The sequence below is a fragment of the Cupriavidus pauculus genome (assembly GCF_002858765.1).
GTDB lineage: Bacteria > Pseudomonadota > Gammaproteobacteria > Burkholderiales > Burkholderiaceae > Cupriavidus > Cupriavidus pauculus_B.
Map to the genome: position 1 here is coordinate 927,110 of NZ_PJRP01000001.1, position 20,487 is coordinate 947,596.

The 20,487-nt window shown below is 65.4% G+C and carries 21 protein-coding genes; 3 read left to right on the forward strand and 18 right to left on the reverse strand.

Annotation, left to right across the window (positions count from 1 at the left end):
* Positions 1 to 109: 109 nt before the first annotated feature.
* Both groES and groL read left to right on the forward strand, forming a co-directional pair.
* Positions 110 to 400, forward strand: coding sequence for a co-chaperone GroES (groES, locus tag CYJ10_RS04195; RefSeq protein WP_008644494.1), 291 nt, complete (start codon positions 110 to 112; stop codon positions 398 to 400).
* 88 nt (positions 401 to 488) lie between these two features.
* Positions 489 to 2,132 (forward strand): chaperonin GroEL, encoded by a 1,644-nt coding sequence (groL, locus tag CYJ10_RS04200; RefSeq protein WP_101680265.1) that lies wholly within the window; start codon positions 489 to 491, stop codon positions 2,130 to 2,132.
* Between the two features lie 124 nt (positions 2,133 to 2,256).
* Here the strand turns inward: groL and CYJ10_RS04205 are convergent, their stop codons facing one another.
* The 15 genes from CYJ10_RS04205 to CYJ10_RS04270 all read right to left on the reverse strand — a co-directional run bounded on the left by CYJ10_RS04205 (position 2,257) and on the right by CYJ10_RS04270 (position 16,707).
* The gene (locus tag CYJ10_RS04205; protein WP_101680266.1) at positions 2,257 to 3,045 is read right to left on the reverse strand and encodes a metallophosphoesterase; all 789 of its coding nucleotides are present in this window, start codon (positions 3,043 to 3,045) and stop codon (positions 2,257 to 2,259) included.
* Positions 3,046 to 3,176: 131 nt separating this feature from the next.
* A complete protein-coding gene (locus CYJ10_RS04210; RefSeq protein ID WP_101680267.1) occupies positions 3,177 to 4,493 on the reverse strand; it encodes a vWA domain-containing protein in 1,317 nt (438 codons plus the stop codon).
* Between the two features lie 20 nt (positions 4,494 to 4,513).
* A complete protein-coding gene (locus tag CYJ10_RS04215) occupies positions 4,514 to 5,164 on the reverse strand; it encodes a TadE/TadG family type IV pilus assembly protein (protein ID WP_101680268.1) in 651 nt (216 codons plus the stop codon).
* 27 nt (positions 5,165 to 5,191) lie between these two features.
* Complete coding sequence (locus tag CYJ10_RS04220; RefSeq protein ID WP_101680269.1) at positions 5,192 to 5,665, reverse strand: TadE/TadG family type IV pilus assembly protein; 474 nt, start codon at positions 5,663 to 5,665, stop codon at positions 5,192 to 5,194.
* Positions 5,666 to 5,676: 11 nt separating this feature from the next.
* Positions 5,677 to 6,636 carry a type II secretion system F family protein gene (locus CYJ10_RS04225; protein ID WP_101680270.1) on the reverse strand — a complete coding sequence of 320 codons (960 nt, stop codon included), beginning with the start codon at positions 6,634 to 6,636 and terminating at the stop codon, positions 5,677 to 5,679.
* A 10-nt stretch (positions 6,637 to 6,646) separates the two neighbouring features.
* The gene (locus tag CYJ10_RS04230) at positions 6,647 to 7,624 is read right to left on the reverse strand and encodes a type II secretion system F family protein (protein ID WP_101680271.1); all 978 of its coding nucleotides are present in this window, start codon (positions 7,622 to 7,624) and stop codon (positions 6,647 to 6,649) included.
* Positions 7,625 to 7,651: 27 nt separating this feature from the next.
* Complete coding sequence (locus CYJ10_RS04235) at positions 7,652 to 9,040, reverse strand: CpaF family protein (RefSeq protein ID WP_101680272.1); 1,389 nt, start codon at positions 9,038 to 9,040, stop codon at positions 7,652 to 7,654.
* An 18-nt stretch (positions 9,041 to 9,058) separates the two neighbouring features.
* Positions 9,059 to 10,267 (reverse strand): nucleotide-binding protein, encoded by a 1,209-nt coding sequence (locus CYJ10_RS04240; RefSeq protein WP_101680273.1) that lies wholly within the window; start codon positions 10,265 to 10,267, stop codon positions 9,059 to 9,061.
* A gap of 71 nt (positions 10,268 to 10,338) precedes the next feature.
* Positions 10,339 to 10,644 (reverse strand): hypothetical protein, encoded by a 306-nt coding sequence (locus CYJ10_RS04245; RefSeq protein ID WP_101680274.1) that lies wholly within the window; start codon positions 10,642 to 10,644, stop codon positions 10,339 to 10,341.
* A gap of 23 nt (positions 10,645 to 10,667) precedes the next feature.
* A complete protein-coding gene (locus CYJ10_RS04250; RefSeq protein WP_101680275.1) occupies positions 10,668 to 12,569 on the reverse strand; it encodes a type II and III secretion system protein family protein in 1,902 nt (633 codons plus the stop codon).
* Between the two features lie 47 nt (positions 12,570 to 12,616).
* Positions 12,617 to 13,462: a Flp pilus assembly protein CpaB gene (cpaB, locus tag CYJ10_RS04255; protein ID WP_101680276.1), complete on the reverse strand. Its 846-nt coding sequence runs from the start codon at positions 13,460 to 13,462 to the stop codon at positions 12,617 to 12,619.
* Positions 13,463 to 13,615: 153 nt separating this feature from the next.
* Positions 13,616 to 13,762, reverse strand: a complete 147-nt coding sequence (locus CYJ10_RS34025; protein ID WP_180862833.1) for a hypothetical protein — start codon at positions 13,760 to 13,762, stop codon at positions 13,616 to 13,618.
* 72 nt (positions 13,763 to 13,834) lie between these two features.
* A complete protein-coding gene (locus CYJ10_RS04260) occupies positions 13,835 to 14,413 on the reverse strand; it encodes an A24 family peptidase (RefSeq protein WP_101680277.1) in 579 nt (192 codons plus the stop codon).
* A 91-nt stretch (positions 14,414 to 14,504) separates the two neighbouring features.
* Positions 14,505 to 14,687: a Flp family type IVb pilin gene (locus CYJ10_RS04265; protein WP_374703216.1), complete on the reverse strand. Its 183-nt coding sequence runs from the start codon at positions 14,685 to 14,687 to the stop codon at positions 14,505 to 14,507.
* 1,069 nt (positions 14,688 to 15,756) lie between these two features.
* Positions 15,757 to 16,707: a LysR substrate-binding domain-containing protein gene (locus CYJ10_RS04270; RefSeq protein WP_101680278.1), complete on the reverse strand. Its 951-nt coding sequence runs from the start codon at positions 16,705 to 16,707 to the stop codon at positions 15,757 to 15,759.
* Between the two features lie 90 nt (positions 16,708 to 16,797).
* Here CYJ10_RS04270 and CYJ10_RS04275 point away from each other — a divergent pair, with 90 nt between their 5' ends.
* Positions 16,798 to 18,060, forward strand: a complete 1,263-nt coding sequence (locus CYJ10_RS04275; RefSeq protein WP_101680415.1) for an MFS transporter — start codon at positions 16,798 to 16,800, stop codon at positions 18,058 to 18,060.
* Between the two features lie 31 nt (positions 18,061 to 18,091).
* Here the strand turns inward: CYJ10_RS04275 and CYJ10_RS04280 are convergent, their stop codons facing one another.
* Genes CYJ10_RS04280 through CYJ10_RS04290 form a run of 3 tightly spaced genes read right to left on the reverse strand, consistent with a single transcriptional unit; the run spans position 18,092 to position 20,162 of the window.
* Positions 18,092 to 18,628, reverse strand: a complete 537-nt coding sequence (locus CYJ10_RS04280) for a TPM domain-containing protein (RefSeq protein WP_101680279.1) — start codon at positions 18,626 to 18,628, stop codon at positions 18,092 to 18,094.
* A gap of 40 nt (positions 18,629 to 18,668) precedes the next feature.
* Entirely contained in the window at positions 18,669 to 19,517 is an 849-nt protein-coding gene (locus CYJ10_RS04285) for a TPM domain-containing protein (protein WP_101680280.1), read from the reverse strand.
* 30 nt (positions 19,518 to 19,547) lie between these two features.
* Entirely contained in the window at positions 19,548 to 20,162 is a 615-nt protein-coding gene (locus CYJ10_RS04290; protein ID WP_101680281.1) for a LemA family protein, read from the reverse strand.
* Positions 20,163 to 20,487: the final 325 nt, after the last annotated feature.

Genomic DNA, 20,487 nt, shown 5'->3' on the forward strand with positions numbered 1-20,487 from the left:
ACCCTGCGGTATACCCGAAAACCTGATGGCCGTTGCCGATTGGTATCGATGACCTCGATGACGGGCCATTTTGTGAACTGAAACTCACTTTTTGTATTTAGGAGTCCGTATGAACCTGCGTCCTCTGCACGACCGTGTGATCGTGAAGCGTCTGGACAATGAAACCAAGACCGCGTCCGGCATCGTGATTCCCGACAATGCAGCCGAGAAGCCGGATCAAGGCGAAGTGCTCGCCATTGGCCCGGGCAAGAAGGATGACAAGGGCAACAACATTGCCCTCGACGTGAAGGTGGGCGACCGCGTGCTGTTCGGCAAGTATGCCGGCCAGGGCGTGAAGGTGGATGGCCAGGAGCTGCTGGTCATGCGCGAAGAAGACATCATGGCTGTCGTCAACAAGTAATCGACGCCCGTCCTTCCAGACATACCCAGATTCCTGACCGCTCTGCCCCATGCGCGGGGCGGTCTTCCCAGATTCGGAGATTCAGAACATGGCAGCAAAAGACGTAGTGTTCGGCGACGCCGCACGTGCCAAGATGGTTGAAGGCGTGAACATTCTCGCCAACGCAGTGAAGGTGACGCTGGGCCCGAAGGGTCGTAACGTCGTGCTGGAGCGCAGCTTCGGCGGCCCGACCGTGACCAAGGACGGTGTGTCCGTGGCCAAGGAAATCGAGCTGAAGGACAAGCTGCAGAACATGGGCGCCCAGATGGTCAAGGAAGTGGCTTCCAAGACCAGCGACAACGCCGGTGACGGTACCACCACCGCTACCGTGCTGGCCCAGTCGATCGTCCGCGAGGGCATGAAGTTCGTGGCCGCCGGCATGAACCCGATGGACCTGAAGCGCGGCATCGACAAGGCCGTCGGTTCGGCCGTGGAAGAGCTGAAGAAGCTGAGCAAGCCGACCACGACCAGCAAGGAAATCGCCCAGGTTGGCGCGATTTCGGCCAACAGCGACGCCTCGATCGGCGAGCGCATTGCCGAAGCCATGGACAAGGTCGGCAAGGAAGGTGTGATCACGGTTGAAGACGGCAAGTCGCTGGCCGACGAGCTGGAAGTCGTGGAAGGCATGCAGTTCGACCGCGGTTACCTGTCGCCGTACTTCATCAACAACCCGGAAAAGCAGGTTGTTCAGCTGGACAGCCCGTTCGTGCTGCTGTTCGACAAGAAGGTCTCGAACATCCGTGACCTGCTGCCGGTGCTGGAACAAGTGGCCAAGGCTGGCCGCCCGCTGCTGATCATCGCCGAAGACGTGGAAGGCGAAGCCCTGGCCACGCTGGTGGTGAACAACATCCGTGGCATCCTGAAGACCGCCGCCGTGAAGGCTCCGGGTTTTGGCGACCGTCGCAAGGCCATGCTGGAAGACATCGCCATCCTGACGGGCGGCACGGTGATCGCCGAAGAAATCGGCCTGACGCTGGAAAAGGCTACGCTGCAAGACCTGGGCCAAGCCAAGCGCATCGAGATCGGCAAGGAAAACACCATCATCATCGACGGCGCCGGTGACGCAGCTGCGATCGAAGGCCGCGTGAAGCAAATCCGCGCCCAGATCGAAGAAGCGACCTCGGACTACGACCGCGAGAAGCTGCAAGAGCGCGTGGCCAAGCTGGCCGGCGGTGTTGCCGTGATCAAGGTTGGCGCTGCCACCGAAGTCGAAATGAAGGAAAAGAAGGCCCGCGTGGAAGATGCACTGCACGCCACCCGCGCTGCCGTGGAAGAAGGTATCGTCCCCGGCGGTGGTGTGGCCCTGCTGCGTGCCCGCGCTGCCATCTCGGCTCTGCAAGGCGAGAATCCCGACCAGAACGCCGGCATCAAGATCGTGCTGCGCGCCATGGAAGAGCCGCTGCGCCAGATCGTGCTGAACGCTGGTGAAGAAGCTTCGGTCGTGGTGGCCAAGGTCATCGAAGGCAAGGGTAACTACGGTTACAACGCGGCTTCGGGCGAGTACGGCGACCTGGTGGAAATGGGCGTGCTGGACCCGACCAAGGTGACCCGCACCGCGCTGCAGAACGCTGCTTCGGTGGCTTCGCTGATGCTGACGACCGACTGCGCCGTTGCCGAAACGGCAAAGGAAGAGTCGGCTCCGGCAATGCCGGGCGGCATGGGCGGCATGGGCGGCATGGACGGCATGATGTAAATCACGCCGGACTGCCGGGCCAGACGGCCTGACTGTCAAAAAACCCCCGAGGGCGCGAGCCCTCGGGGGTTTTTGTTTGTGCGGCCGGCGGATGACGGGGCCTAATCGCCCCGGATCGGCCGCCTCACACTTCCACCACCTTGCCCCAGTCGAACCTGGGGTTCTCGGGCACGCCGGTGCGGCGCGAGATATAGCCGCGCGGGTTGCAGACCACGCGGGTGTCGTCGATCCAGTAATCGAAGCTGGTGTGCGTGTGGCCGTGGATCCAGAGATCGGCCTGGGCCACGAGGTCGGGGCGCCGCGAAATGAAGCCGGCGGAGACGATGTCGTGGGCATAGCGTGCGTCGAGGCTGCCGAGGTCGGGGCCGTGATGGGTGACGACCACGGTCTTGCCGTCGAACGGCTGCGCCAGCGTGTCGGCCAGCCAGGCGGTGGCTGCGCGGTGGCGCGCCAGCGCATCGGCTGGCGTGTAGGGGCGGGGCTGGCCGTCGTCGCCGGCGGTGGCAATCAGCCGGTGGTCGACCATCACCTTGGCGCAGGCGGCCATGGCTTCATCGATGCGGCTTTCGCCATACAGCGCGTAGTCCGTCCACCACGTGGTGCCGATCACGCGCACCGCGCCGCCGGGGGCATCGGCGAATTCCGCCACCGAGCCATTGAGCAGCGTCACGTGGCCGGATGCGGCAGCGCCATCGGCCATGAGCTGGTCCACGGGCTCGAACGCGCTTTCGTAGTACTCGTGATTGCCGGGGATGTAAAGCACGGGGCCCGCGAACGTACGGGCGGCCCAGTCTATGCCGTCGCGGCCGTTGGCGATGTCGCCGGCCAGGATCGTCAGATCGGCGCTGCAGCCGGGGACATCTTCCGGCATGTGGTGCTCGATGTGGAGATCGCTAAGGATGCGCAGCTTCATGGGGACTCCCGCTGGCGGCGACGCTGGCCGCGATACGGCGGATTGTCCCATGATTGCCGCCCGTGCGACCCCTCCCCGGAAGTATTCCGGAGAGGGCGCACGGTCCCCCGTCGGCAATCGTTGCTGCGCGGCTACTGGGAGATGCGCAGGATTTCAGAGGCCAGCTTCGAGAAGCATGGCCGCAAGTCGTTGATCGTCTTGGCGTAGCAATAGATGCCGGAGGGCTGGTTCTTGTTGTAGCCCGTGGCGTCCGGCGTGTTGGCCATGCGTTTCAGCAGGGGCTCGTCAAAACCGCCGTTGCCATCCAGGCCCAACGTGAAGATATAGACGCCCTGGTCGCGCAGCGAAGACGCCATGGCGATCGGCAGGTTGTATGAGGCGGCGGTGAGGTTGCTATTGAGGTTGTTGCCGCTCACGCTGGACGTGACAGTCATGGGCGAACTACCGACCATCTTGAACTCGGTATCCGTCGGGCTGTGGGCGGTGTAGTACGCGGGGATCTGCGTCGGCCCCTTATTGTTGGCCGTCACGTCGTTGCAATTGCCGGTGAGTGTGGTGTTCTGCTGATTGATCGCGTAGTAGCCGCTCACGTTGCCGGCGGCAGTAATGCCGCCGGTACAGGTGCTGTTCTTGGTCTGGTAGGCGGCAGCAATCGTATTGGGCTTGCCATCGGAGAAGAAGACAACCACGCGCAGGCTTGAGCGGTTGGTTTGCGGGATGTTGTTCAACTGGTTGCGCGCCTGCCAAAGCCCTTCCATGTAGTTCGTGTTCCCACCATTGGACATGTTCGTGATGGTGGTCTGCATGGTCGGCCGATCGAACCCGCGCAACGAGGTGCGAATGGGGATGTCAGTGACGCCCCCGGACGAAAAATGCACCAACCCCACGCGGTCGGTTGACGGGCTGAACTGATTTAGGAAGCTGTTGGCGTTGCTGCGTACGGTACTCCAGACGGGCTGCATCGAGCCGGACGAATCGATCACGAAGATCATGTCCAGATCCTTGCGGATCGTGGTGGACGTGGCGGCCACGGCGACGTTGTTGAAACCCAGCACCTTCATCATCGTCAGCGGCATGGTGGCCGTGGCTGACACCGCGATCGTGACCTTGCCCTGGTCGAACGTGACACTGGGCGTGTTCAGCGCGGCGGACCCTTTTAGGTAGTTGGCCTTAAAGTTCGCATTAAAGAAGTCGGTGGCGGCCTGCCGCGCGGCGGCGGTCTGCTCGGCTTGCGTGGTGCCGTTGGTGACGGCGCGTGCGCCGGCCACGGCGGCCGAATCCACCGCGGCGTTCAGGCGTGCCTTGGTCATGTAGGCCATGCCCCCGTCGATCCCGAGCCCCGCCACGCCGACCAGTCCGATCATCAGCGCGGCGGCAATCAGCGTGATCTGGCCGCGCTGGCGGGCGTGGTGTCCATGCAGTCGCGTCGGAATTCGTCCAGTTCGCATGATGGTCTCCTTCACGCAGTTCAGAAGATCGTGGCCGAGTAAAGATTGGGGCCAAGTGTGGGCATCTTGAGCACGCCCATCGTCAGGCCTTGGAAGAACATGTTGAAGCTGTACCAGGACTCCACCACGTAGATGACCTGGCCGTCAGACAGCTTGCCGGTCATTGCATTGGCGGTAGGCGAGGTGGTGCCCGCCGAAGGCAGGTTCTTGCACGATCCGTCGCTGCTGCTGTAGCTGCCGCAGCCGTAGACTTTGCTGCCCGGCGAACTACCGCCAACGCCCCAGCCGTCAGTCCAGCGGTACTGCTCCAGCACGATGTTGCGGACGGTGCAATTTGTGCCGCTCTTGTTGCAGTTCTCGGCGTTGCCCATGACCTTGGTGATATAGATCATGCCGCGCTGGGTCATGTTCAGAGGGGGTGTGGTCTGCGCCAGTGAATCCATGATCGTCTGGGGCAACTGGCTCGTACGCGACGCCAGACTGGCGCCTTCACGGGTCAGATTGATCAGGATCAGATTGGCCTGGATGGCGCGCGCAAAGTCGATCACGGGCAGCGTCAGGAAGACGAAGATTGGCAGCAGGATGCCGAACTCGATGGCGGCGATGCCCCGCATCCTTGCCCGCACAGGACGGCGTCGCGCGTGAGCAAGGCGATGGATTCTGGCGGTCATGGCTGTCCTCGCTGAAGGTCGGGTTGGCTAGAACGCTTCGTTGCGCATGGTGGCGGCCACATTGAAGTGGTACTTGCCGCCCGTGGACTTGTAGAACGCCGCCACCAGTGGTGTCAGCAGCGGCCAGTCACAGGTAATCTGGATCACGACGATATCGCCGGCGCTGCCGAACATACCGGCGCCGCCGCTGGGCTGGGATGTGCCGTTGACCCAGGTGGCCACCTTGGCGTTGGACATGTCGTAGACGCCCAGCGAGCTTTCGCGGATCTTGTCCAGTACCGCGCCATAGCGGTTGCCTTTGGGGTCGAGGCTGGTCTGTCCGGTCACCGCATAGCGGGCGCCTTCCCGCACGGCGTGCTGCATCGTCAGGTTGGCCCACATCATGGCGCCGAAGTCGACGATCGAGAACAGCAGCAGGAAGAAGATGGGCGCCACCAGCGCGAACTCCACGGCGCTGGCGCCGCGCTGGCGCTGGGGAACATGTCGGAGAAGTCGTTGCATGGTGGAACTCCTCAGGCGCCCTGGCCCATCATGAACGGCATCAGCGACCGGTAGAACTGCAGGGCTGGTGCGCCCAGCAAGACCACCATCAGCGACGGGAAGATGAAGAAGATCAGCGGAAACAGCAGCTTCACCGCAATCTTGGCGGCGCGCTCTTCTGCGCGCTGGCGCCGCCGCGTGCGCAGCGTGTCGGCCTGCACGCGCAGCGATTCCGCGATGCTGGTACCGAACCGGTCGGCCTGGATCAGCATGCTGGACAGCATGTCGACGTCTTCCACACCCGTACGCAGCGCCAGGTTCCGCAAGGCTTTCTCGCGGGACAGGCCCGCGCGCAGTTCCAGCACAAGCAATTCCAGTTCGTCGCAGATCGCCGATCCGCCGCCGGCGCGCAATTCTTCCACCACCTTCAGCAGGGCTGCGTCAAGCGCCAGACCGGCTTCGACGCAGACCGTGATCAGGTCCAGTGCGTCCGGGAACGACTCGAAGATTTCCTGCTTGCGCTGCGCGATGCGGCGCCGCAGGATCACGTCGGGCAGGTAGAAGCCGATGATGGCTGCCGCCAGCAAGGCCGTGGGCAGCAGGCGCGGATTGTCGGCGCTCAGGACGCCGCCCGTGGCGACAAACAGCAGGGCAGGCAAGACCAGCGCCAGGAAAGTCTTGGCGGAGAAGTAGAGCGGAATGGCGGAGGGATTGCGCCAGCCGGCGTTCATGAAGCGCGTGCGCAGCGTGGAGTTGTCCCAGCCGTCCTTCGGCACCGCCAGCTTGGCCAGCGGGCGCGACACGCGCACGGCGCGCTGCAGCCATTCGTCCTGCATGTCGGGGGCGGCAGCGTCCTCCGTGGTCGTTGTCTGGTTGGCCTGCGTGATGCGCCGGCGCATGCCATTGGGCTGGATCAGCAGCATGACGGCCAGCGCGGCACCGAAGGTCAGCGCGAAGGTCAGCAGGAGAATCAGGATCTGGCCGGTTTTCATGATGTGCTCCTCAGACGTGAATCCGCACAAGCCGTTGCATCCACAACAGGCCCATTGCCATCAGCGCCAGCGCGTAGCCGACGATCCACGGGCCGACCGGGTCGTTGGCCAGCGGCTCCAGGAATTCGGGGTTCACCAGGTACATGGCCCCCGCCACGCCGAAGGGCAACAGGGCGAGGATGATTCCCGAGAGCCGCCCCTCGGCCGACAGGACGCGTACGTGTCCCATCAGCTTCATGCGCTCGCGGATGATCTGGCTGACGTTGCCGAGGATCTCGGCCAGGTTGCCGCCCGATTCGCGCTGGATCAGTACCGCGATCACCAAATAGCGCAGGTCCGGCAGCGGCACCCGTTCGGCGAGGGCGCCCAGCGCATCGTGCATCGACGTACCGAAGTTGATCTCGTCGAACGTGACGCGGAACTCGCTGCCCAGAGGTTCTGGCAGCTCGTCGCCCGCCATGTCCAGCGCGCTGGAGAACGAATGCCCGGCCCGCAGCGCGCGGCTGATCATGTCGGCGGCTTCCGGCAACTGCAGCTCGATGCGCAACATGCGGCGCAGGCGAGCGCGGCGCACATAGAGCGCTGGCACCGGGAGCCACACTGCCGCCGCCACGGCGACCGGGATGGCGGGCAATCCGAGCATGCGCCCTGTGATCCAGAGCGCCACCGGGGGCAGCAGCGTCATGGTGACGAAGACCGAGACCGTCCAGTGCAGCCCGGACTGCCGCAACATGCGGTCCAGGGCATCGCTATGTGGCAGGCGGCGCAGCAGCGCGGTCATGAAGGGCGTCTGGGCCAGCGCGCGCGCCTTCATGATCGAAGCTGCGGCATCATCCTGCCAGGGCGTCGATGCCACGGCTCGCAGGCGCCGGCCGAAGCGGCGAGCCGCCATGCTGTGCCTGCGCTGCCACCACTGGTAGCCCACCGTGGCCCCCATCACGATGGTCACGAACAGGCAGGCGCCAAAGGCGAGGAGGGTGCGATCCATGATAAGTCTCCGCGTTGCCGTGCCGTGCTAGACGTCGAACCGCACCGACGGCTCGTAGAGCCGTTCGGGCACCGACAGGCCGAACGCCTGCAGCCGGTCAGAAAACTGCGGCCTCACGCCGGTCGCGCAGAAGTAGCCCTTTACGCGGCCTTCGGCATCCACGCCGGTGCGCTTGAACGTGAAGATCTCCTGCATGTTGACCACGTCGCTTTCCATGCCGGTTACTTCCTGGATGCTCATCAGCTTGCGCCGGCCGTCGGTCAGGCGCGATACCTGCAGGATGACCGTAATGGCAGAGGTAATCTGCTGGCGCATGGTGCGCGGCGGCAACGACAGGCCGGCCATGCTGACCATGTTTTCCAGCCGCGTGAGCGCATCGCGCGGGGTGTTGGCGTGGATGGTGGCCAGCGATCCTTCGTGACCGGTGTTCATGGCGTGCAGCATGTCCAGCGCCTCGGCGCCGCGCACTTCGCCCAGGATGATGCGGTCGGGTCGCATCCGCAGCGCGTTGCGCACCAGTGAGCGCTGCGTGATTTCGCCCCGGTTTTCAATATTGGGCGGGCGGGTTTCCAGCCGCAGCACATGGTCCTGGCGGAGCTGGAGTTCGGCGGCATCCTCGATGGTGACGATGCGCTCGTTCTCGGGGATGAACCCCGACAGGATGTTCAGCATCGTGGTCTTGCCGCTGCCCGTACCGCCGGAAATCAGGATGTTGAGCTTGGCCTTGACCATGGCCTCGATCAGCTGGGCCATCGGCGGCGTCAGCGTCTGCAGTTCGACCAGGTCCTTGACCATCAGCGGGTTCACGGCAAAACGCCGGATCGACAGCAGCGGCCCATCCACGGCCGACGGCGGGATGATCGCGTTGATACGCGAGCCATCGGGCAGGCGTGCATCGACCATCGGGCTCGATTCGTCGACGCGCCGGCCCACGCGCGACACCATCTTGTCGATCACCTTCATCAGGTGTGCATCGTCCTGGAACGTCACGTCGGTCAGTTCCAGCCTGCCGCGCCGCTCCACATAGACCTTGCTGGCCGTATTGACCAGGATGTCGGAGACCGTGGGGTCGGCCAGCAGCGGCTCCAGCGGGCCATAACCCAGCATTTCGTCGCGCACGTCCGATACCAGACGACGGCGTTCGGCCTCGTTGAGCGGGATGTTGCGCTCGTCGACGATGCGCTCGACCAGGATGGCCAGTTCGCGCTTGACCTGGTCCGGTGTCAGGCGCTGCAGCTTGTCCAGCTCCACGCGTTCGATGATGGCGGCGTGGATGTCCATCTTGAGCTGCTGGTAGGCGGCGGTGGCGCCCGCGCCATTCGCGGCGCGCTCGCCGGCACGTTCTGGTACACGGTCGTTCACGCGGTCGGGCACGGCTTCACCGGCTTTCTCGAACAATTGAGCGCGCAGGGACATGGCGATTCTCCTGATGGGTTACGCGTGCCGGCCCACGGGCAGCGGCTGGGCGGTGTCACCCCGGTTTCCGAGCAGCCGGGCGAACAGGCCTTCCTCCTTCTTTGCCGCAGCGGGGAAGGCGGCGTCTACCATTTGCATCAGCGCGCGGGTGATGGCGCTGTTGGGGGCCAGTTGCGGTACCGGCACGCCCTGGTTGGCGGCTTCCCGGGCGGTTTTGGCGTCGGGCGGCAGCATGTGGGCAATGCGGGTGCCCAGCGAGTCCTCCATCGTCCGGATGGTGATGGCGGCGTGCTTCTCGAACTGGTTCAAGACCACCTGCATGCGCTCGGCCGGGTAGCCAAGCGAATGGAAGATCTCCATCATGTGTCGGCCGGCGCGCAGGTAGGGCAGGGAAAGCTGCACCACCGGATGGATGGTGTCGCAATGGTCCAGCACCATGATCGAGGCCGGGTTGATCGCCTGGCCGAGGTCGAAGACCAGGACGTCGTACGCAGGCTTGGCCAGGTCGAGAATGCGCTCGAGGTGTGCGGCCTTGACATCGGCCGATTTGACCGGATCGCCGGCGCCGGCGATGACGTCGAGATTCGGATGCGCATGCGTGACGCAGGCATCCAGCAGCGCGGCGTCGAGCCGGTCGATCTGGCGGCAGATGTCGCCCAGCGTGGCCGGCGGGAGATTGTCGGTCACCACGAAGGCCGCGTCGCCGAACTGCTGGTCCAGATCGACCAGCAGCACGCGCTTGCCACGCTGGGCTGCCACCGCGTAGGCGAAGTTGGCGGCTGCGAAGGTGGTGCCACTGCCGCCCTTGCACGAAGTGAAGGCAAAGGTGCGGGCCTGCGCGGTGGCTTCGGCCTCTGCGCGCGTGTCCAGCCGCGTCAGTTCCTCGTTGAACTCTCTCGGGTCCAGCGGCCAGCGCAATACGCTGCGCACGCCCATGCGCATCGCCCGCATCAACAGTTCCGTCGATGGTTGGGGCGTGACCAGGATGCACGGCACGTCGCCCGGCTCGGGGAAGCGCTGGCGCAGCCGTTCCAGCACGTCCATGTCGAATTCGTCGGCCTGCAGCACCACGAAGTCTGTGGCATGGATCAGGCCGGGGGTGCTCAGTGCCTTGGTGGGGTCTACGCAGACCAGCTGCGGCTGGCGCCGCGTTTCGGCCTGCTGGGCCAATGCCAGCATCTGGCGCGCGCGCGTGTCGTCGGCGGAGACCAGTATCAGCTTTGCCATGTTGCAACTCCCTCGGGTGGTCCTGGTGGTTCTGGTGGTGCCCGGTTCAAGACGGGTTGGCCGGCGGCGCGTTACTGTGAGCCGTTGTTGCCCGAATTGCCAATGCCGATCACGAACGTGTTGCCGTCCGTGGGCGGATTGCGGAACGACTGCCCATAACGGTCCATGGAATACGTGGCGGCGCGGCCGTCGACACCGCTTACCGGATCGGTATTGGTGTACGACGCGTTCGGGTTGAGCGTTTGCATCATGCGCACGGTCCGTACCGATTCGCCGAAATGGGCATCCCAGATCGGTGAGGTGCTCATGCAGCCAGTCAGGCCGGTGCAGAGCAGGGTGCCCGCGGCGATGCACAGCAGTCGTGTGGTGGAAGTCATGATGTTCCCCTGTCGATGTCGGTTCACTGGGCGCTGCCGGCCGCCAGCGTGGCGGGCGACGAAGGTGGCAGCGCAGCGGTGGGCACGAAGTTGCCGCCGCTGGGTGGCTGCGGGGCGTTCGCGGGCGCCGGGCCGATGGGTTGCGCGGTCACGGGCTGCAAGTTCACGGGCTGCGCGCTGGCCGTCGGCGCGGGTCCGGTGCTCGTGGTCGGCGGGTTCGGGTAGGCGGGGGACACCGGCGCGGCGGGGCCAGCCGGCATCGGGGGCGGCGCCAGGTTGTCCGGCAGGCGTTGCGGATGGCCTTCCATGTTGCCGTTGATGTAGACCTCGCCGTTGATCGGAGGCCCAAACGAATCGGTCGGCATCGGGTAGTTCGGCGGCAGCGGCTTCACCAGGCGCGGGGTGACCACGAACAGCAGCTCGCTACGGTCCTGCTGGAAGCTCGTGCTGCGGAACAGGTTGCCAAGCACTGGCAGTTCCCCGGCGCCGGGCAGGCCCTTCAGGCTGCCTGTGACATTGCTCTTGATCAGGCCGCCGATGGCGAAGCTCTGGCCATCCATCACCTGCAGGGTGGTAGAAGCGCGCCGCGTGTTGATCAGCGGCAGGATGGTGGAACCCGACGTGTTGGGCGCCGTCACGGCCACGCCCGTGGGCGACAGCTCGGACACTTCAGGCGCCACCTTGAGGTTGATGCGGCCGTTGGCCAGCACGGTCGGGGTGAACTTGAGCCCCACGCCGAAGGTTTCTTCCTGCAGCACGATCGTGGTGACGCCGCCAAAACTCGATTGCGGCACGGGGATAAAGACCTTGCCGCCCGCCAGGAAGCTGGCTTCCTGGCCGCTGATCGCCATCAGGTTTGGCTCGGCAAGAATCTTGACCAAGCTGTCACCCTTCTGCGCATCAAGTTGCAGCGACAGTGGCAGGTTGTTGTTCTTGATGGCCGTCAGCGCGGATGGCGCGCCGGATAGGAAGTTCGCGAGCAGGCCGAATTGCCAACTGCCGAAAGCGCCCTGAATGTTGGCCGCCGCACCGAGCTGGTCGATCAGTGTCTTGGATACCTCGGCCACCTTCACTTCGAGCATCACCTGTTGCGGCGCGTCCACCGTCAGCATGTTGATGAGCTTGTTGCTGCGAATCGGCATGCCACTGTTGTTGTTCTGCGCATTCGCCGAGATGGGCATCAGCGCGCCGCCCATCGGCATCATCATGTTCGGTCCGCCTGGCGCATTGGCCGGCGCGCCCAGCGATTGCTGTGGCGCCTGCAGCGGGCTGCGGGACTGTCGCAGCACGAACGCGTTGGCGATGTCCATGACCTGCTGGGCGGTGGCGGAGTCGGGCACGTTGCCGCTCAGTACCAGGCTGTCGGCGGCGGAAGCCACCTGCACGTTGCGTGCGCCGGGCAGCAGCGAACGCAATGTGGACTGCAGGCCCGCCGGATCGGCGCCGACGGTGACATCGATCACCGTGCAGCGACCGCTACGGCCTTGTACGATCATGTTCGTGGTGCCGATGTCGAGGCCCAGTAGATACATGGTCTGCGGTGACACCAGCATCGCCTGCACCACGCTCGGGTTGCCCAGCGTCCGGGTCTTCACCGGCTCGGGCAGCGGCAGCATGCGGGACTTGCCGACCGGAACCGTGATCTGCTCGGGCTCGGCGGCGGCGCCCACGCAGCTCGGCCCCCGGCCGCCGCCGGCATCGGCAGGTGCGGGCGCTGGCGTGGTGGCGCCGATGGTCAGCTGGATGGGGCCGTTCGCCGCGATGCGCGTGGGCTGCGTCGCAAGGGTGGCCTCCTCGGCCGCCTGCACCTGCGCGCTGGCCAGCCAGACGCTGGTGATGGCCAGGGTGGCGACCGCGCTCAGGCGGACGGTGCCGTGCATGCGCTTGAGGTGCGCATGGCCTGACGGTGTGTGGCTGGTCTTCATGATGATTTTCCCCCGGTTGGCGGCTTCCGGCGCGTTGGCTCACGCGCTCAGAAGCACTCCTTGTCCTGATGCATGCCACTGATGACGCCTACGCAATTGGTATTGATGGGCTTGCGTTCGACGATGCGCTGTGCCACCTGGATGACCCTGGCGATTGGCGAAGGCGCGGCAGCCTGCACCACCGGCTCGTTCAGCAGGCTGCGCTTGGTGGCGCCTGCGGTGTCCACGGGGCGCGCTTCCACCTGATTGCGCAGCACCAGAGACAGCGATCCGACGCTGCGCGCCAGGTCCAGTTTCTCGGCCTCTTCGGGCGAAACTTCGAGCGTTACCGCGTTCACCACCTTCGGCTTGGTCTCGTCGCGGTTCACTTCCTGCGCCACGGCCAGCACCAGGATCTTTTCGAGAACGATCTTCGAGATCGACTGCTCGGTCTCCGACGGGCCGCTCTTGCCATCCTTTTGCGTGTTGACGATGATGTCGACGAAGCTGCCGGGCAGCGCGAAGCCCGCCACGCCAACTACATCGTTGACGCGTACGGTGATGGCGCGCTTGCCGTCGGCGATCACCGCGGACAGGCCGCCCTTGGTGCCCGCCGGCGTGAGCTTGGATTCGAGGATCGGCTCGCCGCGCATCACGCTGGCCTTGGTAACGCGGCCGTCGACGGCCTTGAGATCGTTCAGCGCGCCGGGCGGCAGGCTGTCGCGTGGCCACTCGACCAGCTTGACGAACTCGGGTGCCAGGCGCTGGCCAAGGTTGATGTCGGTGTTTGCCACCGCCACCTTGACCGTGCTGCCGGCGCTCTGCTCCACCATCCACCGGGAAGCCAGCACGACAGCGGCCAGGCCAGCGAGGGCGGCCACCAACAACATCAACAGGGTGCGTACGTTTCTCATTTGATGATCCCTCCCTTTCCATGCGATGCCTGGTGTCCCGGCGTGGGCATGCAGGCGTCCCTGGCGGCACCGCGCGGGGCGGTGCGCCATCTCGGCTCACTGACGATGTCGATGTGGTAGTGCGGTGCTGAGGTGCTGCGGTGTGACGTACGGCTAGTGGTGGAAGACCCAGCCGATGTGCTGGCGCACCGTGCGCGCGGCCTGCGCGGGCAAATCGGGTTGCGGTGTGCGGTTGTACTGGCGCGACGGGCAGCGGCGCGTGTTCGCGGGGCTGACGGTGTTGCGAAGCTTCCTGGCCATGATGGTTCTCCCGTTCCTTGCCCGGTAGGCCGGGCTTGTGTGCTTCTTCCTTCTGCTGGCGATGGCTGGCGCTCAGATCACGCCCGTCATCACCAGTGCCACGCCTGAGGCAATCGCTACCGCGTACGGCAGGCGTCTGATGGTCCGAATCCTGTTCGCGCCGCTGCGGGGGCCAGGCTCCGGCATCTCGGCCGCCGTGGTGGGTGCATGGCGGGCGAGCGGCATCCAGAGCAGCGTGCCGATGACTGCGTGCAGCGTGCGGCGGGATTCGCGGCGCCAGAGCATGACGCCCAGCGCCAGCACGCCGCCGGCCAGTAGCGTCGCCAGCAGGATTTCCGGCATGGCGGCCGGCCCTGTGAGTGCGCCCACGCAGCCCATCAGTTTGGCGTCGCCCGCGCCCACGGCACGCACGATGTACAGCAGGACAAACGGCACGAGCCCGGCGGCAATGCCGGTGGCCCATTGCCATGTCCCGTTTGCCGCGCCGTGCAGGCCCATCTGCAGCGCCAGCGCCACGATGGTCCCGGTCACGACGAGCTGGTTCGGAATCTTGTGGCTGCGCAGGTCAGTCACCACAGCCGTGCCGAGCACGGCCATCAGGCAGGCCGAGGTCAGCGGGGCAAAGACGGTGACGGAGTCCATGGTGTGCATGGCAGCCTCTTATGCAAAAAGGGAAATCAATGCGCCAGGAAAGACGGCGGTGGAGCCCGGTGCCTGGCGCAACACACCGGGCTCGCACCGCTCAGGCTGCAGCCGTAAGCGCCGTCGAAATGTCACCCCAGATCTTGGTGACCGCGGCCTTGACTGCCGGGCCGACCGCGACCATGCAGAGGGCCACGAACGCCAGCAGCAGGGCGTATTCCACGCCGGCTGCGCCGTCTTCTTCCTGGGCGAAACGCTTGATGCCATTGAACATGGTGTTCATGTCCTTCTCCTTGACGTCATGGTTAGTGGAAAAAAGCGCCCGCTGGAGGTCGGGCACAAGGTTCCGACCGGAAACCGGCCGAGGCCAAACCAGACAGCAGCCATGTGGTGTGTGGCGTCTGTTCCGGTTCCACCTGTCTCAGGGGAAAAGTCCCGCACGGGACAAAGCCCGGCGGCCCTCTGCCGATGCCCGGTGCCTCGCCACTCCCGGTGACGTCGTGCACCCTGTTGGGCACTGCAAGCCTGATCCGATGTTTCTCCAGGGACCAGACCCGCACCTGAATTCGCTGCAACCTGCTGACCTGGCATCCTGGGTGTTGCCTGGCCCGGACCGGCACTGCAGCGTGCCGGCCGCTTCTGCTCTCCCCGGGTCCGGCTCGTCTGGCCGATTCCCGTTTTCTCCCCCTGCTTTCCTTGCGTCGGTATTCCGGACCTTGCGGTGCGCCGTCTTTGCGGAGCCTGCCTGCTGGCCATGTGCCGGACATACAGCGACGAACGTGCCACTGACGTTAAGTGCTTGATTTGCAAAGAGGTGGGATTTTGGTGATGCGTCGTTTGCGAGACTGTGTAACCAGATGTATCTGGATCTTTACGCGTCTGAGGAGGCGCTTTTTACCGATCGCTTGTATCTCTTACAAGACTTTGTGGTGTATGACGCGCTTGTAATGTTGCTGATAAGGCATTTTCAAGGTGTCACATTCGGGTGGATACGCATGCTGCGGTGACGGGCGAAAACGTTGCATTTATGAAACGCCGTAAAAGGCATTTCCAGACGTCGTGACAGGTAGAGGGGATTCGGACGGTTGATTGTCTCCGCCATCGGGATGTCTCCGGCGCGCCACCCGTGGGGGGTGATTGCCGTGCGCATGGCATCAGAGCGCGGGTGACGCGGCCATGCTTTTGGCTGACGCAAATTTAGAACGTGGCGCATGCGGCATGCCGCCTTCGTCCAGAAGTGGGAGGCCAGACGTAAAAACAGCCGGTTTGGGACCGGCGTTCAAAAGGTTGCCGAAATGAAACGTTTGCCCGGTTGGGGGTCATCCTGTCACGCAATTGAAGCGTGCGTTACCTCACATAGGCGGCGGTGGGGCTGACTCTGTTTCAGTGCTGTGACCGCGCCATGTAGATTCTTCCACCTGCTTCTTGAGCCACGCGTGAAAGCGATGGATGGCCTTTTCGCGCGGATTCCCTTCGCGCCAGGTGACCCAGTACGGCAGGCTCGACGGGATGTGCGTGGTGCCGATCTGCACAAGCTGGCCGCTGGCCAGGTAATCGTGGGCCAGCTGGGCACGCGCCGTGGCCACGCCCAGGCCGGCCACGGCCGATTGCAGCATCAGCCCGGCATCCTGGAAGATCGGGCCGCGCTCGGGCTCCTCGGGTGGCAGTCCGGCCTGCAGCAGCCAGTCGCGCCACGGACGCAGCGCAAACCGCAGCATCGGCATCCGGGGCAGGTCGGCCACGGTAAAGCCGGGATACCGGGCCAGCAAGGCCGGACTGGCCACGGCAATCACATGGTCTTCAATCAGGTTGTGACATTCAAAGCCGGGCAGGTCCACGCGCTGGTGCCAGATGCCGACGTCGACCGAATAGGGGTCTGGTGGCGAAATCTCCGCATGCAGGCGCAGGTGAAGGTCCAGTTCCGGGGCCTGCGCATGGAGGCTGGGCAGCCGCCGTATCAGCCACGCGTTGGCCAGGTCGGCCATGACGCTGACCTGCAGCCGTACCACGGGCGGGGCCGCTTCGTCGCTGGCCTCGCGCAGCGCTGATTCCAGTTGATCCAGCGCGGCGCGCACCTGTTCGGCCAGCCGGGCGCCGGCGCTGGTCGGCGTCATCGTCAGCCCGGTCCGCCGGAACAGCTTGGTGCCGAGATTGCCTTCCAGGGCGCGGATGTGATGGCTGATGGCACTGTGCGTCAGCGCCAGTTCTTCGGCGGCGCGCGAGAAACTGCGGTGTCGCGCGGCGGCTTCCAGCGCGCGTAGCGCCTGGAGCGGGGGCAGGTGAGGGGGGCGACTGTTGACCATGGCGGGGCGAAATGTCGTCAAATTCTACTCACAATTGCCGCGGGTATCTTTCGCTGGTCTTGCACCACGGTGGTGATCACAATGCAGGGCATGAACACATCCACCGCTCATCCCGCGCAACCGGCTGTTGCCGCCGCGCAGCCGAACCACGCCTCGCCGGCGCGCTGGCGTGTCCTGGCGTTCTTTTCGCTCGGCTTTCTGGTGTCATACATCTTCCGGGGCGTGAACCTGGGTTTCGCGCCGTTCCTGACGCGCGAACTGGGGCTGACCGCCGGCGATCTGGGCTTGCTGACGAGCTTCTATTTCCTAGGCTTCGCCTGCGCGCAGCTACCCGCCGGCATCCTGCTGGACCGCTTTGGCCCGCGCCGCACCGAGGCCGCGCTGTTGATGCTGGCGGTGGCCGGGTCGCTGGTGTTTGCCTGGGCCCCGGGCATGGTCGGGCTGGCCGTGGGGCGCGCGATGATCGGCGTGGGGGTGTCGGTGTGCCTGGGCGCCGCCATCCAGGCGCTGTCGATGTGGTTTCCGCTGTCGCGCATGCCGCTGCTAAACGGGCTGGTGATGGCCATCGGCGGCCTGGGTGCCGTGGTGGTGGGCGCGCCGCTGTCGTGGCTGCTGTCCTGGACGGACTGGCGCACGATCAGCGCCGGCCTGGCGGCGATTTCGTTCGGCATGGCTGTATTGCTATGGTTCGGCGTGCCCGACGTCAAGCGTGTGGGCAAGGAGAGCTTTGCCGAGCAGTTGCGCGGTACACGGTTGATCCTGAGCAGCGAGCGCTTCTGGCGCGTGGTGCCGTTGACACTGCTGAACCAGGGCATCTTCCTGGCCGTGCAGACGCTGTGGGTCAGTGCCTTCATGCGCGATGTGCAGGGCCTGACTGCGGGCGCCAGCGCGCGGCTGGTGTCGGTGATCGGTATCGCGATGATGGCCGGCTGCGTGGGCGCCGGCTGGGCCGCACGCCACCTGGAGCGGCGCGGTATCAGCCTTTATGCCTTCGCCGGCTTCGGCATGATCGGCTTTATCGTGATCCAGCTACTGCTGATGGCCCGCCTGCCGTTCATCCCGCTTGCCGTGCTCTGGGCCGCCTATGGCGTGTTCGGCTCCAGCGGCATCCTGACCTACGCACTGCTGGCCCGGCGCTTTCCCGATGCCCTGATCGGCCGCGCCACCACGGCCATGACGCTGACCGTGTTCCTGGCCACGTTCGTGTTCCAGGTCGGCATCGGCATCGTGCTGGATGTTTTTCCGGCCACGGGCGGCCACTATCCGGTGGCGGCCCACCTGTGGGTCTGGGCCGGGCTGGTGGCGGTCCAGGTGCTGGCGGCCATCTGGTATCTGATGGAGAAGCAGCCCTAGGGTACGGGCAGGGGACGGATGACGCGGCCGGTCACAGAACGATGGGCCGGTCGTCGAGTTCGTTGGGGTTGCGCCCGCCGTGGGTGGGGAAATGCTTGATCAGCAGCGCGTGGATCTGCGCGATGGCGTCGAGCACGGGTTTGACCGACAGGTCCGTTGCCAGCCCCTGCGCCAGTTGCGCGCAGACCTGCTGCCATTGCTGGGGTGTGACGCAGGCGTCGATGCCGTGATCGGCCAGCAGTTCCACGGCATGGTCGGCCAGATTGATATACAGCAGCACGCCCGTATGATCTTCGGTATTCCAGACTTCCAGCGCCCCGAATAGCGCGCGGGCGCGGTCGCGCGCCGAGGTGCCGCGCCACGCCAGTGCCAGCGGCAGGCTGGCTTCGATCACCACGCGGACTTCGCCACGGTGATGCTGTTCGCCCTTGTGCACGGCCACCTGGAGCTGGTGGCGGGCTTCGTCGGGAAACGCCTTGCGGGCCGTGCCCGGGCCGGTGCCCAGATGCCGCAGCACGCGCTTGAGCGACAGCCTGGACGCGGGGTGCGAAGCCTGGGGTTTGTGCATCGGATCTCCACTACCCATGATTGGCCACCGTTAGCCGTCGTTACCAGTTGCCGGACGCGCCGCCGCCATCGAAGCCGCCGCCGCCTCCGCCGCCAAAGCCACCACCCCCTCCGCCGCCGCCCCCGCCACCAAAGCCGCCTCCGCCACTGCCCCAGTGGCGTCCGATCTCGTAGCCGGTCATGCCGCCCAGCCCGCCGGCCGTGCCGGTTGGCCAGCCACGGCGGCCGGTCACCACGTGCGGGCTACCTCCGCGGCGCAGCATGGCCGACAGAAAGAAGAACGCGATGATCGCCAGCGGAAACAGCACCGGCAGCCAGTCGCCGAGATCGACATTGCCTTGCGGCTTGCGACGGTCCGGCGCGGCCAGGCCTTCCTTGTCGATGGTGGCCTGGATGGCCGAAATGCCGGCGGCCAGGCCACCGTAGAAATCGTTCTGGCGGAAATGTGGCGCCATCACATCGCGCATGATGCGGCTGGACATGGCGTCGGTCAGCGACCCCTGCACGCCGCGCCCCACCTCGATGCGCATCTTGCGCAGGCCGGCGGGGTTGTCCTTGGCCACGATCACGATCACGCCGTCGTCGATGCCCTTGCGGCCCGCGCGCCAAGTTTCGGCCACGCGGATGCTGTAGGCATCGATGGTCTCGGGGTTGGTGGTGGGCAGCATCAGCACGAAGATCTGGCTGCCGCGCTGCTGCTCGTACTCGGCCAGCACGTTTTCCAGCGCGTTGCGCTGGTCGGCGCTCAGGGTGCCGGTCAGGTCGGTCACGCGCGCGTTCAGCGGCGGCACGGCCACGAAGCCGTCGTCGGCCCGGGCCGCCCATGCCGGCACGGCCAGCACGATGGCCAGCATCAACTCCAGGAACGAGAGCCTGACCAGTCTGCGCATGATGGCGATCCGCGTTTCAGTGCCGGGCGCTCAGAACTTCACGGCCGGCGGGGTGGAAATGGCTTTCTCGTTCTCCACGGTGAACGATGGCTTGACCGGGTACTTGAAGATCATGGCCGTCACGTTGGTCGGAAAGCTGCGCGCCAGCACGTTGTAGTCCTGCACCGCCACGATGTAGCGCTGGCGGGCCACGGTGATGCGGTTCTCGGTGCCTTCCAGCTGGCTCTGCAGGTCGCGGAACGACGCGTCAGCCTTCAGGTTCGGATAGTTCTCGGACACCGCCAGCAGCCGCGACAGCGCGTTGGTCAGCTGGCCCTGTGCCTGCTGGAAGCGGGCAAACGCTTCGGGATCGTTCAGGGTTTCGGGGGTGACCTGGATACTGGTGGCCTGCGCGCGGGCCTTGGTCACGGCCTCGAGCGTCTCGCGCTCGTGGCTGGCGTAGCCCTTTACGGTGGCGACCAGGTTCGGGATCAGGTCGGCGCGCCGCTGGTACTGGTTGACCACCTCGCCCCAGGCGGCCTTGACGGCCTCGTCCTTCTTCTGGAAATCGTTGTAGCCGCAGGCGGAAAGCAGGCTGGCCAGCAGGCCGAGCAGCAGCCAGCGGAACAGGGTAGGGGGGGTGGCAGGGGCGGTGGCGGTGCGCATCAAGGGACTCCTCGATCTCCGGAATGGCAATTCTGGAGTGTAGCGCAGCGTTGTCGCGCCGCCGGGCAAAGTGCATGCCGCTTGACGATGGCCGATGCCGGCCGGTAGATTCCTGCCCATGCCGTGCGCAAACCGCCTTTCCTCCGTCCTGTCCGTACCCGTCGTGGGCGCGGCGGACCAGGCTGCGCGCGCCAAAGCCAAAAAACAGTCGCTCGTCTGACCGGAGCGCGCTGTTCCGTCAGATGGGCGACGGAACAGCACCTACCGGCTGAGAGGGCGAACCCGCCAGGTTTTCCTCCCCTTGCCGCAAGTCCTGCCGCGTCGC

Coding starts and splice junctions, on each gene's coding strand:
- cpaB (WP_101680276.1), bottom strand. CDS start 13,462: ATGAGAAACGTACGCACCCTGTTGATGTTGTTGGTGGCCGCCCTCGCT.
- CYJ10_RS04205 (WP_101680266.1), bottom strand. CDS start 3,045: ATGAAGCTGCGCATCCTTAGCGATCTCCACATCGAGCACCACATGCCG.
- CYJ10_RS04290 (WP_101680281.1), bottom strand. CDS start 20,162: ATGCGCACCGCCACCGCCCCTGCCACCCCCCCTACCCTGTTCCGCTGG.
- CYJ10_RS04230 (WP_101680271.1), bottom strand. CDS start 7,624: ATGGATCGCACCCTCCTCGCCTTTGGCGCCTGCCTGTTCGTGACCATC.
- CYJ10_RS04220 (WP_101680269.1), bottom strand. CDS start 5,665: ATGCAACGACTTCTCCGACATGTTCCCCAGCGCCAGCGCGGCGCCAGC.
- CYJ10_RS04280 (WP_101680279.1), bottom strand. CDS start 18,628: ATGCACAAACCCCAGGCTTCGCACCCCGCGTCCAGGCTGTCGCTCAAG.
- CYJ10_RS04215 (WP_101680268.1), bottom strand. CDS start 5,164: ATGACCGCCAGAATCCATCGCCTTGCTCACGCGCGACGCCGTCCTGTG.
- CYJ10_RS04260 (WP_101680277.1), bottom strand. CDS start 14,413: ATGCACACCATGGACTCCGTCACCGTCTTTGCCCCGCTGACCTCGGCC.
- CYJ10_RS04265 (WP_374703216.1), bottom strand. CDS start 14,687: ATGAACACCATGTTCAATGGCATCAAGCGTTTCGCCCAGGAAGAAGAC.
- CYJ10_RS04210 (WP_101680267.1), bottom strand. CDS start 4,493: ATGCGAACTGGACGAATTCCGACGCGACTGCATGGACACCACGCCCGC.
- CYJ10_RS04225 (WP_101680270.1), bottom strand. CDS start 6,636: ATGAAAACCGGCCAGATCCTGATTCTCCTGCTGACCTTCGCGCTGACC.
- CYJ10_RS04235 (WP_101680272.1), bottom strand. CDS start 9,040: ATGTCCCTGCGCGCTCAATTGTTCGAGAAAGCCGGTGAAGCCGTGCCC.
- groL (WP_101680265.1), top strand. CDS start 489: ATGGCAGCAAAAGACGTAGTGTTCGGCGACGCCGCACGTGCCAAGATG.
- CYJ10_RS04245 (WP_101680274.1), bottom strand. CDS start 10,644: ATGACTTCCACCACACGACTGCTGTGCATCGCCGCGGGCACCCTGCTC.
- CYJ10_RS04285 (WP_101680280.1), bottom strand. CDS start 19,517: ATGCGCAGACTGGTCAGGCTCTCGTTCCTGGAGTTGATGCTGGCCATC.
- groES (WP_008644494.1), top strand. CDS start 110: ATGAACCTGCGTCCTCTGCACGACCGTGTGATCGTGAAGCGTCTGGAC.
- CYJ10_RS04275 (WP_101680415.1), top strand. CDS start 16,798: ATGAACACATCCACCGCTCATCCCGCGCAACCGGCTGTTGCCGCCGCG.
- CYJ10_RS04250 (WP_101680275.1), bottom strand. CDS start 12,569: ATGAAGACCAGCCACACACCGTCAGGCCATGCGCACCTCAAGCGCATG.
- CYJ10_RS04270 (WP_101680278.1), bottom strand. CDS start 16,707: ATGGTCAACAGTCGCCCCCCTCACCTGCCCCCGCTCCAGGCGCTACGC.
- CYJ10_RS04240 (WP_101680273.1), bottom strand. CDS start 10,267: ATGGCAAAGCTGATACTGGTCTCCGCCGACGACACGCGCGCGCGCCAG.
- CYJ10_RS34025 (WP_180862833.1), bottom strand. CDS start 13,762: ATGGCCAGGAAGCTTCGCAACACCGTCAGCCCCGCGAACACGCGCCGC.